The organism is Pseudomonas sp. LY-1 (assembly GCF_053502595.1).
On sequence record NZ_CP094353.1, the window covers coordinates 4987442 to 4999846 of the forward strand.

General features: G+C 61.9%; 13 protein-coding genes. 9 read left to right on the forward strand and 4 right to left on the reverse strand.

The features are described 5' to 3' along the window. The first annotated feature begins 99 nt into the window (after positions 1–99). The 3 genes from phhA (at position 100) to MOQ67_RS22830 (ending at position 2549) form a co-directional block, all read left to right on the forward strand. On the forward strand, positions 100–891 hold the full coding sequence (phhA, locus tag MOQ67_RS22820; protein WP_198718041.1) for a phenylalanine 4-monooxygenase: 792 nt from the start codon (positions 100–102) through the stop codon (positions 889–891). A 105-nt stretch (positions 892–996) separates the two neighbouring features. Further along, positions 997–1353: a 4a-hydroxytetrahydrobiopterin dehydratase gene (locus MOQ67_RS22825; protein WP_198718042.1), complete on the forward strand. Its 357-nt coding sequence runs from the start codon at positions 997–999 to the stop codon at positions 1351–1353. Then, positions 1353–2549, forward strand: a complete 1197-nt coding sequence (locus tag MOQ67_RS22830; RefSeq protein ID WP_198718043.1) for an amino acid aminotransferase — start codon at positions 1353–1355, stop codon at positions 2547–2549. Before MOQ67_RS22825 ends, MOQ67_RS22830 begins: the two co-directional genes overlap by 1 nt. A 67-nt stretch (positions 2550–2616) precedes the next feature. Here MOQ67_RS22830 and MOQ67_RS22835 read toward each other — a convergent pair whose 3' ends face one another. Beyond that, on the reverse strand, positions 2617–3426 hold the full coding sequence (locus tag MOQ67_RS22835; protein ID WP_198718044.1) for a UDP-2,3-diacylglucosamine diphosphatase: 810 nt from the start codon (positions 3424–3426) through the stop codon (positions 2617–2619). A 137-nt stretch (positions 3427–3563) separates the two neighbouring features. Here MOQ67_RS22835 and MOQ67_RS22840 point away from each other — a divergent pair, with 137 nt between their 5' ends. From MOQ67_RS22840 to MOQ67_RS22850, 3 genes are all read left to right on the forward strand, one after another. Then, entirely contained in the window at positions 3564–4316 is a 753-nt protein-coding gene (locus tag MOQ67_RS22840) for an AraC family transcriptional regulator (RefSeq protein WP_198718045.1), read from the forward strand. 96 nt (positions 4317–4412) lie between these two features. Then, positions 4413–5297, forward strand: a complete 885-nt coding sequence (locus MOQ67_RS22845; RefSeq protein ID WP_198718046.1) for a DMT family transporter — start codon at positions 4413–4415, stop codon at positions 5295–5297. Between the two features lie 127 nt (positions 5298–5424). Further along, on the forward strand, positions 5425–5706 hold the full coding sequence (locus tag MOQ67_RS22850) for a hypothetical protein (RefSeq protein WP_198718047.1): 282 nt from the start codon (positions 5425–5427) through the stop codon (positions 5704–5706). A gap of 44 nt (positions 5707–5750) precedes the next feature. Here MOQ67_RS22850 and MOQ67_RS22855 read toward each other — a convergent pair whose 3' ends face one another. Continuing rightward, complete coding sequence (locus MOQ67_RS22855) at positions 5751–6035, reverse strand: SelT/SelW/SelH family protein (protein WP_198718048.1); 285 nt, start codon at positions 6033–6035, stop codon at positions 5751–5753. A gap of 84 nt (positions 6036–6119) precedes the next feature. Here MOQ67_RS22855 and MOQ67_RS22860 point away from each other — a divergent pair, with 84 nt between their 5' ends. After that, positions 6120–8309 (forward strand): patatin-like phospholipase family protein, encoded by a 2190-nt coding sequence (locus MOQ67_RS22860; protein ID WP_198718049.1) that lies wholly within the window; start codon positions 6120–6122, stop codon positions 8307–8309. Positions 8310–8392: 83 nt separating this feature from the next. Here the strand turns inward: MOQ67_RS22860 and MOQ67_RS22865 are convergent, their stop codons facing one another. Together MOQ67_RS22865 and recQ are read right to left on the reverse strand one after the other, a co-directional pair. Then, the gene (locus tag MOQ67_RS22865) at positions 8393–8827 is read right to left on the reverse strand and encodes a MarR family transcriptional regulator (protein ID WP_198718050.1); all 435 of its coding nucleotides are present in this window, start codon (positions 8825–8827) and stop codon (positions 8393–8395) included. A gap of 121 nt (positions 8828–8948) precedes the next feature. Beyond that, positions 8949–11075, reverse strand: a complete 2127-nt coding sequence (recQ, locus tag MOQ67_RS22870) for a DNA helicase RecQ (RefSeq protein ID WP_198718051.1) — start codon at positions 11073–11075, stop codon at positions 8949–8951. Between the two features lie 274 nt (positions 11076–11349). Between recQ and MOQ67_RS22875 the strand changes: the two genes are divergently transcribed. After that, positions 11350–11937 (forward strand): UPF0149 family protein, encoded by a 588-nt coding sequence (locus tag MOQ67_RS22875; protein ID WP_198718052.1) that lies wholly within the window; start codon positions 11350–11352, stop codon positions 11935–11937. Between the two features lie 20 nt (positions 11938–11957). Then, entirely contained in the window at positions 11958–12341 is a 384-nt protein-coding gene (locus tag MOQ67_RS22880; protein ID WP_198718053.1) for a YbaN family protein, read from the forward strand. Positions 12342–12405 lie beyond the last annotated feature (64 nt).

Consider the following 12405-nt stretch of genomic DNA (forward strand, 5'->3'; position numbering starts at 1 on the left):
CAACCTCCTCGCGTAGGCGGATGGAATCTCGCTCCAGCCGGGTTATCAATACGTACATCGCAGGACATAACAAGAACGAATGCCTAGCAGGAGAGCCGTATGAAGCAGACGCACTACGTGGCCCGCGAGCCCGATGCGCAAGGTTTTATCCACTACCCGCCGGAAGAACATGCGGTGTGGAACACCCTGATCACGCGCCAGTTGAAAGTGCTTGAGGGACGCGCCTGCCAGGAATACCTGGACGGCATCGACAAGCTCGGCCTGCCCCTGGATCGCATCCCGCAACTCAGCGAAATCAACACGGTGCTGGCCGAGACCACCGGCTGGCAAGTCACCCGCGTGCCAGCGCTGATTCCCTTCCAGACGTTTTTCGAATTACTCGCCAACAAGCAGTTTCCGGTGGCGACTTTTATTCGCACCCACGAAGAACTGGACTACCTGCAAGAGCCGGATATTTTCCACGAGATCTTCGGCCACTGCCCGCTGCTGACCAATCCCTGGTTCGCCGAATTCACCCACATCTACGGCAAGCTCGGCCTCGCGGCCACCAAGGAGCAGCGGGTGTACCTGGCGCGCCTGTATTGGATGACCATCGAATTTGGCCTGGTGGACACGCCCGCCGGTCGGCGCATCTATGGTGGCGGTATTTTGTCGTCGCCCAAGGAGACGGTGTACAGCCTGTCGTCCGAGCCCAAACATCAAGCCTTCGATCCGCTGGAAGCGATGCGCACGCCGTATCGCATCGACATCCTGCAACCGCTATATTTTGTCTTGCCCGAGCTCAAGCGCCTGTTCGACGTAGCGCAGGAAGACATCATGGGCATGGTCGAGCGTGGGATGCAGCTGGGTCTGCACGCACCGCTCTTCGCCCCCAAACCCAAAGCGGCGTGAACCGTAGGTTTTGATACCAGGTGAATCTGTTCCCTGGTCCCGCGTTGCTTTAGGGTGACGCCACTGACGACCGTTTTCCAAACACTCGAATTCAGGACACCCCACATGACGACCTTGAACCAAGCCCACTGCGAAGCCTGCCGCGCCGATGCCCCGCAAGTCAGCGATGAGGAACTACCGGTGCTGCTCAAACAGATCCCCGACTGGAACATTGAAGTGCGCGATGGCGTCATGCAGTTGGAGAAGGTTTTCCTGTTCAAGAACTTCAGGTTCGCCCTGGCCTTTACCAATTCCATGGGGGCAATCTCCGAAGCTGAAGGCCACCACCCAGGCCTGCTCACCGAGTGGGGCAAGGTCACGGTGACCTGGTGGAGCCACTCCATCAAAGGCCTGCACCGCAACGACTTCATCATGGCCGCGCGCACCGACGAAGTGGCCAAGGATGCCGAGGGCCGCAAGTAATGCATTTCGATGCGATTGGCCGCGTGCCCGGCGACCCGATCCTCGGGCTGATGGACCTGTATGCCCAGGATGCCAACCCGAACAAGTTCGACCTCGGCGTGGGCGTATACAAGGACGACCAGGGGCTGACACCGATTCCGCCTTCCGTGAAGCGCGCCGAGCAGCGCCTGGTGGAACGGCAAACCACCAAGACCTACATTGGCGGCCACGGCGACGCCGCGTTCGGCAGGTTGATCAGCGAGCTGGTGCTCGGCGCCGAGTCCGCGCTGCTGCGTGAACACCGCGCCGGCGCGACCCAGACCCCAGGCGGCACCGGGGCCCTGCGCCTGAGCGCCGACTTTATCGCCCACAGCCTGCCTGGCCGTGGCGTATGGCTGAGCAACCCAACCTGGCCGATCCACGAAAGCATCTTCGCCAAGGCCGGGATCAAGGTCAGTCACTACCCTTACGTCGGCGCGGACAATCGGCTGGATGTGAGCGCAATGCTGGCGACCTTGTCCACGGTGCCCGAGGGCGACGTGGTGCTGCTGCATGCCTGCTGCCATAACCCGACCGGTTTCGACCTGTCCCAGGAGGACTGGCGCCAGGTCTTGCAGATCGTGCGCGAGCGCCACCTGCTGCCGCTGATCGACTTCGCCTACCAGGGCTTTGGCGACGGCCTGGAGCAGGACGCCTGGGCGGTGCGGCTGTTCGCGGCCGAGCTACCGGAAGTGCTGATCACCAGCTCCTGCTCGAAGAACTTCGGCCTGTATAGCGACCGTGTCGGCGCGCTGATCGTGTGTGCGGCGAATGCCGAGAAACTCACGGATGTACGCAGCCAGTTGGCGAATATCGCGCGCAACCTGTGGTCAACCCCACCGGATCACGGCGCGGCAGTCGTCGCGACGATCCTCGGTGACGCCGAGCTGAAGGCACAGTGGAGCGGCGAAGTCGAAGCGATGCGCGCGCGCATTGCGCAGTTGCGCTCCGGACTGGTCGAGGCCCTCGCGCCACACGGGCTGGCCGAGCAGTTTGCGCATATCGGCGCGCAACGTGGGATGTTTTCCTATACCGGCTTGAGTGCCGAGCAGGTCAAGCAACTGCGCGAGACGCACAGCGTGTATATGGTCAGCTCGGGGCGGGCGAATGTGGCGGGGATCGACGCAACGCGATTGACCCTGCTGGCGCAAGCGATTGCCGATGTCTGCAAAGACTGACTGACGAAATCGGCCCCCCATGTGAGAGCGGGCTTGCTCGCGCCCACTTGTTGGGCCGAGCAAGGCCTTAACCCGCGACCCTCTCCAATTTCAGCTGCGCCTCTTTGGCCTGCGCATCCGCCAACCGATACAACTCGATACTCCCATCCCAGTGCTCGATCAACGCCGTACACGACTCCACCCAATCCCCGCAGTTGAGGTAGTCCACCTCGCCTACCTTGCGAATCTCCGCGTGGTGAATATGCCCGCACACCACCCCATGCAATTCGCGCCGGGTCACTTCATGGGCGATGGCTTCTTCGAAATCGCTGATAAAGCTCACCGCGGTCTTCACCTTGTGCTTCAGATACGCCGAGAGCGACCAGTAGCCGTAGCCATACCGCGCACGCCAGTGATTCAACCAACGGTTCAACGTCAGGGTGAACTCGTAGGCCGAGTCACCGAGGAACGCCAACCAACGGTGATAGCGCGTGATCACATCGAACTGGTCGCCGTGGATCACCAGGAGATGGCGACCATCGGCGGTGACGTGAATGGCTTCGTCCACCAACTGGATGTTGCCCAGGATCAGCTTGGAGTAGCGGCGCAGGAATTCGTCGTGGTTGCCGGTGACGTAGATCACCTCCGTGCCGCGCTTGGCCATGGTCAACAGGCGGCGGATCACATTGGTGTGGGCCTGGGGCCAATACATGCCGCCGCGCAGTTTCCAGCCATCGATGATGTCGCCGACCAAGTACACCTTATCGGCGTGGTAGCCCTTGAGGAATTGCGACAAGTGTTCGGCCTGGCAATCCCGGGTGCCCAGATGCACATCGGAAATCCACAGGGTACGAACCCGTTGCTTGCGGCTGGGTGTGGCGAATTCGGCACGGGTCATGGGCATCCCTCGACGGTGTTTTCGCGAGCTTGCGCCCTGGCGATTAATAGCCCATGACAGCTATGCGTCAGTCTGATGACAGCGCCCGCCGACGGCGAAGCGTTGTAGACTGGCAACCTGCTGCCCAGGAGAACGCAATGAGCGCGTCCCTCACGCTACGCCATTACATCGAAGCGCCGATTGCCCACAGCCATGACCATGCGCAGTTGGTCTTCGGCCTGTCCGGGCACCTGGACCTTGAAGTGGATGGGCACGGCAGCCAGGTCCGCGAGAGCAGTGTGATGGTGCTGCCCTTCTCGGCCCACCACACCTGCGGCAGTCGCGACGGCAGCCGATGCCTGGTGCTGGATGTGCCCACCGAACACTGGGTGCTGCAATCGTTGGGCGAGCATGCCGATGCCAGCCGCCGTCTGCTCGACCAACCGACGCGTCTGGCCCTGGATTCGCGGCAAAACCAGTTGGTGCAATGGCTGGCGCACAGCCCGGTGGATGACCCGCTGATCGTCCAGCAAGGCGCGGTGCTGCTGCTGGCCAGCCTCAATCATCCGCTGGCCCCCAGCGTGCCGGGCCGCCGCCTGCCCTACACCGCGTTCAATGCGCATATCGAACAGCATGTCGCCCACCCCCTGCAAGTCGCTGACCTGGCACGCATCGCCGACTTGTCCGTCGCACGCCTGCATGCGCGGTTTGTTGCCGAGTGTGGGCAGACGCCCATGGACTACATCCGCAGTCGCCGCCTGCATAAGGCCTTGGGCCTGTTGCGGGAAACGCCACTGCCCATCGGCGAGATTGCCGAGCGCGTCGGCTATGCCTCGCAAAGTGCGTTTGCCGCTGCAATGCTGCGCGAATTCGGCGCCGCGCCGAGCGCCCTGCGGCGCACGACAAAATAGCGAGTCCTGCGCTAAAAATCGCGAGCCAGGCGACAGACACTCACGCACCCAGTCTCTAGACTGCAAGCCTGTCACCCCGTTGGTACAAGGATCGCAATGACTCCCCGCTCAGCCCTCGGCGCCCTGCATATCGGCGCATTGATGTTTGGCCTCACCGGCGTATTCGGCAAGCTGGCGGCCGCCTCACCGGCCATCATCGTGTTCGGCCGCGCCGCGTTTGCGGTGATTGCCCTGGCGATCTTTGCGCGCTTCGCCAGCAACGCCCCCTGGAAACCGCTGCAAATGCGCGACTGGCGTCGGCTGGTGATCAGCGGCGTGTTGCTGGCGGCGCATTGGGTCACATTCTTCATTGCGGTCAAAGTCGCCGGCGTGGCCGTCGCCACCCTGGGGTTTACCGCGTTCCCGGCATTTACCGTGATCCTCGAAGGCTTGATCTTCCGCGAGCGCATTCGCGCCAATGAAGTGTTGCTGGTGGCTCTGGTCACGGTCGGCCTGGTGCTGGTGACACCGGACTTCAACCTCGCCAGCCAAGCCACGGGCGGCCTGCTCTGGGGCATCGCCTCGGGGTTGCTGTTCTCCCTGCTGTCACTGAATAACCGCGCCAGCTCCGGGCGGATTCCAGCAGTGCAGGCGGCGTTGTGCCAGAACGTGGTGGTCGCGCTGTGCCTGTTGCCCGTGGCCGCGCCGGGGCTGGCGGACGTGCGCGCGCTCGACTGGCTGTGGATCGGCCTGCTCGGCGTGTTCTGTACCGGCCTGGCCCACAGCCTGTTTGTCGCCAGCCTCGCAGTGATCAAGGCCCGCACCGCTTCGGTGGTGTTCGCCATGGAACCGGTCTACGGCATCAGCGTCGCCTGGCTGTTGTTTGCCGAAACCCCAACCTTGCGCATGCTGCTGGGCGGCGCGCTGATCATCGTCGCCATCGTGCTGTCCGGCCTGATGGGCAGCGCCAGCCAGGCCAAACAGCCGGCTGCAGCGGCCTGATCTATACTCTGCCCATCCGCAACAGTGTGTCGTCGTCTACGGATAAAGACTCCTCGACGACAGCCAGGATGTATGAAGTTGCTGCAAGCGAGTGGTCACTCCATTAACGCTATGCAGGAGTTGCATCATGGAAATGTTTATCAGCTTGCTCGTTCAGATCATCAGCGGTGCCGTCGGCGGTAATTTGGCGGGGATGACCAAACAGAGCCTGGGCACCGGGCTCAATACCCTCCTCGGCGGCGTCGGTGGCCTGGTGTTGGGCCAGCTCGTCTCGGCGCTGACGGGCACGCCCGGTGGCGAAGCGCTGGATGTCGCGACGGTCGGCAGCAATATTGTCGGCGGTGGCGTCGGCGGCCTGGTGCTGACGTGGGTCATCGGCTTCATCAAGAGCAAGATGGCCGCCAAGTAAGCACGCACCAACCGGTCACCGCCCTTGTGCGGCGGTGGCCTTCATTACTTACGATCGTTGTGCCCCAGGTCGCGCTGCGGGTCGATCTGGTCGCGCACACGTTGCTTGAGCACTTTGGCCTCCGGGAAACCGCCATCAGCCTTGCGCTCCCAGATCTGCACGCCGTCGCAGGTAATGCGAAAAGCGCCGCCGGTAGCCGGTTCCAGCGCCACTTTGCCCAGGTCTTCAGCGAAGGTACTCAACAGTTCCTGGGCCAGCCACGCGGCGCGCAACAGCCACTGGCACTGCGTGCAATAGGTGATGACGATCTCGGGTTTATTCGGCGACATAATTTGACAGGTTCCTGGCGTAACGGGCTGGGAGGGTCGGGTGGCTATAATACCGGCCTTTATCGTCCAGCCCCGAGATTCATGATGCACCGCCTGCTGTCCTGCCTGTTGCTCTGCCTGCTGCCCCTCCTTGCCGAGGCGGTTGAAACGCCACGCCCGAAAATCGGCCTGGTGCTGTCTGGCGGCGCCGCGCGCGGGCTGGCCCACATCGGCGTGCTCAAGGCCCTGGAGGAACAGGGGATTCATATCGATGCGATTGCCGGCACCAGCATGGGCGCGGTGATCGGCGGGTTGTACGCGTCGGGCTACAAGATCGATGAGTTGGAAAAGCTCGCGCTGGGTATCGATTGGCAGCGGGCGCTCTCCGATGCGCCTCCTCGGGAAGATGTGCCGTTTCGACGCAAGCAGGATGACCGCGATTTCCTGGTCAAGCAGAAACTCAGTATCCGCGACGATGGCAGCCTCGGCCTGCCGCTGGGCGTCATCCAGGGCCAGAACCTGGCGCTGCTGCTGGAAAGCATGTTCGCCCACAGCAGCAACACGCGAAATTTCGACAAGCTGCCGATCCCCTTTCGCGCCGTCGCAACCGATATCACCACCGGCGAAAAAGTAGTCTTCAGCAAAGGCCACCTGCCCCAGGTAATCCGCGCGAGCATGTCGATCCCTGCCGTATTCGCGCCGGTGGAACTCGACGGCCGGCTGCTGGTGGACGGCGGGATGACCGATAACATCCCGCTGGACGTGGCGCGGGAGATGGGTGTCGACATTGCCATCGTGGTGGACATCGGCACGCCGCTGCGCTCACGCAAGCAACTGGCCACGGTGGTGGACGTGCTCAACCAGTCCATCACCCTGATGACCCGGCGCAATTCCGAAGAACAACTCAAGGCCCTGAACCCTAAAGATGTGCTGATCCAGCCGCCGCTGGCCGCCTATGGCGTCACGGACTTCGGCCGCGCCAAGGACATGATCGACGCCGGCTACCGCGCCACCCGCGCCCTCGACGTGCGCCTGGCCCACTTGCGCCCCGCCGAACCGATCGACCCGGAACTGGTGGCCGCGCGCACCCCGGGCGAACGGACCCCGATCATTACCGCGATCAGCGTGGAGAACGACTCGAAAGTCAGCGACGACGTGATCCGCTACTACATCCGCCAAACCCTGGGCGAGCCGCTGAACCTGGATCGCCTGCAAGTGGACATGGGCACCTTGTATGGCCTGGATTACTTCGAACAGGTGCAATACCGCGTGGTGAAAAAAGGCCACGACAACACCCTGGTGATCAGTGCCCGCGGCAAACGCAGCGGCACCGACTACCTGCGCCTGGGCCTGAACCTGTCGGACGATATGCGTGGCGACAGCGCCTTCAACCTCGGCGCGAGCTACCGCATGAATGGCATCAACCGCCTCGGCGCGGAATGGCTGACGCGGGTGCAGATCGGCGATCGGCAGGAGCTGTACAGCGAGTTCTACCAACCGATGGACACCGGCTCGCGCTACTTCGTCGCACCTTACCTCAAGGCCCAGGCGCAGAATGTGGAACTGATTCTGGACAACGACCCCATCTCCGAATACCGCCTGGAACGCTACGGTTTCGGCCTGAACGTGGGGCGCCAGATCGGCACCAGCGGCGAGATCCGCTTCGGCGTCGGCGAGGCCTGGGGCAAGGCCGATGTGCGCATCGGCGACCGTGACCTGCCAAGCGTGAGCTTCAGCGAAGGCTTCTACGAACTGAAGTACTCCTTCGACTCCCTGGACAACGTGTACTTCCCCCACACAGGCGAAGACATCGGCCTGGCTTTGCGCGAATTCGAACCGGGGTTGGGTTCGGATCAACGCTACCGACAATGGGAGTTCAAGCTGGACAAGGCCATGAGCCACGGTCCGGACACGCTCGTACTGGGCGGCCGTTACGGGCGCACCATGGATAATTCGGACGTGGTGATATCCAGCTTCCTGCTGGGCGGCGCACGGCAGCTGTCGGGTTTTCGCCAGGATGCGATCTCGGGGCAGAACGTCAGCTTGATGCGCGCCGTGTACTACCGCCGGCTGACGCCACGCTCGTACCTGCCATTGGATTTCCCGCTGTACCTGGGCGCGTCATTGGAACGCGGACGGGCGTGGAACAACGACAATGAGTTCCACAGCGGCTATATCAACGCCGCGAGCATTTTCCTGGGGTTTGACACACCGTTGGGACCGCTGAATTTCAGCTATGGGTTCAATGATGACAATCAGCAAGCGGTGTACCTGAACCTCGGCCAGACCTTCTAAAACGCCGACCGTAAAACCCAATGTGGGAGCTGGCTTGCAGTGGCAAGCCGGCTCCCACATGTTGATCTGCCGTGTACTTGAGGTCAGGACTTTTCCAGATTCGCCAGAATGTGCCCATGCACACGCATGCACACCCGCAGGTCCTCTTCATCCACGCCCACGAACAACTCATGGCGCAACGCAGTGGCGATGGTTTCAATCTGCTCGATCAACGGTCGGGCGGTGTCGCACAGCAGGATGCGCTTGGCCCGGCGATCTTCCACCACGGCCTGACGTTGAACCAGTCCTTGGCCTTCCAGGCTGTCGAGCAACCGCGCCAGGGTCGGCCCTTCAACGCCGACACTTTGTGCCAGTTCGCGCTGAGTCGGCGCTTCTTCGAAACGAGCCAGGTGCAGCAGCACCAGCCAGCGTGCCTGGGACAAGCCTAGCCCCGCCAAACGGCGGTCCAGTTCGGCGCGCCAACCTCGGGACATTTGCGCCAACTGCATGCCAAAACGGTGTTGATCGGTTAACGGCATAAAAAACTCATGGTTTAGACTGAAAACAAAGTATGGCTAATTATTAGTCAGCTAAGCATGAGCCATGTCAGTAGGCAAGCGCTCGTCTGTACTGATTCGTTACATTGTCGCAATTGGCACACTAAATTTCGAACTCAGACTGCAACGCAGCACGCACGCAATACAAAACCCCCTCGGGAACCCGCCCGGTGAACAGCGGTGCGATCTCCGCAACTGGTGGCAATTCGCCCTCACCGTCCAGGAAGGCATCCTGGATTTCGCTGAGCAAATCTTCCGGTAAATCAAGAGCCTGCTCTAACGACAACTGTTGCTGACCGATGGATTCGGCCAACAGCGTATAGACGTTTTTCTCCGAGCATTGCAACTGGCCGGCGATCTGGATCGGGGTCATGCCGGCCCGCGCCAGGCTGATCAATTCGTGGCGAATATCGGCGATCTCCTTCGGCGCTTCGGCCTGGCCACCGAGCACTTCGAGGAAGGCCTGGCCATAACGCTCCAGCTTGCGCGCCCCCACACCACTGACCCGGCCCATTTCGGCCAGGGTGGTCGGCTGCTCGCGCAACATCTCCAGCAAGGTCGAGTCGGGAAAAATAACGTAAGGCGGCACGCTGTGTTCCTGCGCCAGTTTGCGCCGCAGGGTACGCAGGGCTTCCCACTGTTCACGCTCCTCAAAGCGCACCAGTTGGCTGGCCTGGCTGGTACTGCTCTTGGCGGTGGTCTGCGGCTTGAGGTCGCGGCGCAGTTCCAGGCTGACTTCGCCCTTGAGCAACGGCCGGCAACTGTCGTTCAGGCGCAGGCCACCGTAGCCTTCAATGTCGATGTCTACCAAGCCGCGCGCGACCATCTGGCGGAACAGCGATCGCCATTCGCCTTCGGCACGGGCCTTGCCCACCCCGTAGACCGAGAGTTTCTCGTGGCCGAAGCTGCGCACCTTCTCGTTGTCCTTGCCCAGCAACACATCCACCAGATGGCCGACGCCATAACGCTGACCGGTGCGGTAGATCGCAGACAAGCCCTGGCGCGCCGGCTCAGTGGCATCCCAGGTTTGCACGCCGTCCACGCAGTTGTCGCAATGGCCGCAGGGTTCGGGCATGTCTTCGTCGAAATACGCCAGCAGGGTCTGGCGGCGGCAACGCGTCTCTTCGCAGAGTGACAGCATGGCGTCGAGCTTGTGCTGCTCCAGGCGTTTATGGCGCTCGTCACCTTCGGAGTTCTGCAGCATTTGCTTGAGCATCACCACGTCTTGCAGGCCGTAGACCATCCACGCATCGGCCGGCAGGCCATCACGGCCGGCACGCCCGGTTTCCTGGTAATAAGCCTCGAGGGACTTGGGCAGGTCCATATGAGCCACGAAGCGCACGTTGGACTTGTCGATGCCCATGCCGAACGCGATGGTTGCCACCATGATCAGGCCTTCCTCGTTGAGGAAGCGCTTCTGATGATAAGCACGCAATTCGTTGGGCAAGCCCGCGTGATAGGGCAACGCCGGATAACCCTGCTCGCACAGGAAGGCGGCCACTTCGTCGACCTTCTTGCGCGACAGGCAATAGACGATGCCTGCATCGCTGCGCCGCTCGGACAGGAACGCCAGCAACTGCTTGCGCGGCTGTTCTTTAGGCACGATGCGGTAAAAAATATTCGGCCGGTCAAAGCTCGACAGGAAGCGCTCGGCGTTCTGCAAATGCAGGCGCTCGACGATTTCTTCGCGGGTACGCTTGTCGGCGGTGGCCGTCAGGGCGATACGCGGAACGTCGGGGAACAGTTCCGCCAACTGCCCCAACTGCAGGTATTCACGGCGGAAATCGTGACCCCATTGCGATACACAGTGAGCTTCATCGATGGCGAACAGGGCGATTTCCAGGCTCTGCAGGAAGGCCAGCATGCGCGGCTGCACCAGGCGCTCGGGGGCCAGGTAGAGCATTTTCACTTCGCCGCGCTTGATACGCGCGGCCAGGTCGCGCTGCTGTTCGGCGCTGAGCGTGGAGTTCAACGCGGCGGCGGCAACACCAAGCTCTTCGAGGGTCGCCACCTGGTCGTCCATCAGCGCGATCAACGGCGACACCACCACGGCGAGACCGTTACGCAGCAACGCCGGCACCTGGAAACACAACGACTTGCCACCACCGGTGGGCATCAGGACGAGGGCATCACCGCCATTGGCCACGCGCTCAATGATCGCACCCTGGCGGCCACGAAAACTGTCGTAGCCGAAGATGTCCTTGAGGACGCGTTGAGCCTGCTCGAGCATGTAAAACTCCAAATATCGCCGAAATCCCTCTCTACAGGCTGGCCGAAAAAACGCTGTTCTACGGAAAATAATCCGTAAGCGAAGTTTTCTCGGGTTGGCACTGGCCTGCAGGGGCATCACAAAACGCGGCAGTATACCCGAGCGTCGGCCGGCAAAGGGCGCGGCTGACGAACAGCGGCCGCTATCGAAAACCGGCCAAATATGCAGTGTGGCTGGCCGGGGCGCTCAAGAAAGCCTAGAATTCAGCATCGTTTATTCCCAAGGTAGTCCTTCAATGTCCTTCGCTGAGCAACTAACCCGCCTGCAAGCCTTCCTCGACGCCGATGAGCTGCATGACGAGGCGCTGGACTACGTGGCCGCCCACGGCTACCTGACCGCCCTGTCGATTTCTTCCGACATCGTGCCGGACCGTGAGTGGATCGACGCCTTGTTCGCCGAAGAACCTCACTACGCTGACGCCGCCCAGCGCGAAGAGATCGAAGCCACCCTGCTCGCCCTCAAGGCCCACATCGGTCGCCAACTGGCCTCCGATGAGGAGTTCGAGCTGCCGTGCGACCTGGACCTGGGCGAAGATCCGGACGACTCCGACCTGCGCGGCTGGTGCATCGGCTTCATGGAAGGCGTGTTCCTGCGCGAAGCCGCCTGGTTCGAAACCGCCGAAGAAGAAGTCAGCGAAATGCTGCTGCCAATCATGGTCGGTTCAGGCCTGTTCGACGACCAGCCGGAGTTCTCCGACATCGCCACCGACGCCAACCTGATGGACGACATGATCGTACAGATCCCGGAAGCCCTGACCGCCCTGTACCTGCTGTGCAACGCCCCTGACGAAAAACCGGCGCTCCTCAAGCCCCGTCACCACTGAGTCGCCTGCCCGTGATACCCATGGGCAAGCGCTCGCCGCTCCTGCGTTATGCACTACTGGCCATCGGCTGGCTGAGCGTAGCGCTGGGAGTGATCGGTATTTTCCTGCCGGTATTGCCTACCACCCCCTTCCTGCTTCTTGCCGCCGCCTGCTTCGCGCGAAGCTCCCCACGTTTCTACGACTGGCTGGTGGAACATCCGCGCCTGGGCCCATGGATTCGTGACTACCTGGACGGCAATGGCATCCCGCTCAAGGGCAAGGTCTACGCCATCGGCCTGATGTGGCTGAGCATCGGTTTTTCCTGCTACCTGGTGCCTCTACCCTGGGCGCGGGGCTTCATGCTGACCAGTGCGGTGCTGGTGACGATCTACATCCTGCGCCAGAAAACCCTGCCGCCGCGCTGAGCCTCTTTAACACCAGCCCCTGCGACATTAGTGCTCACGAGACCTTGGTCGACACTGACTAATC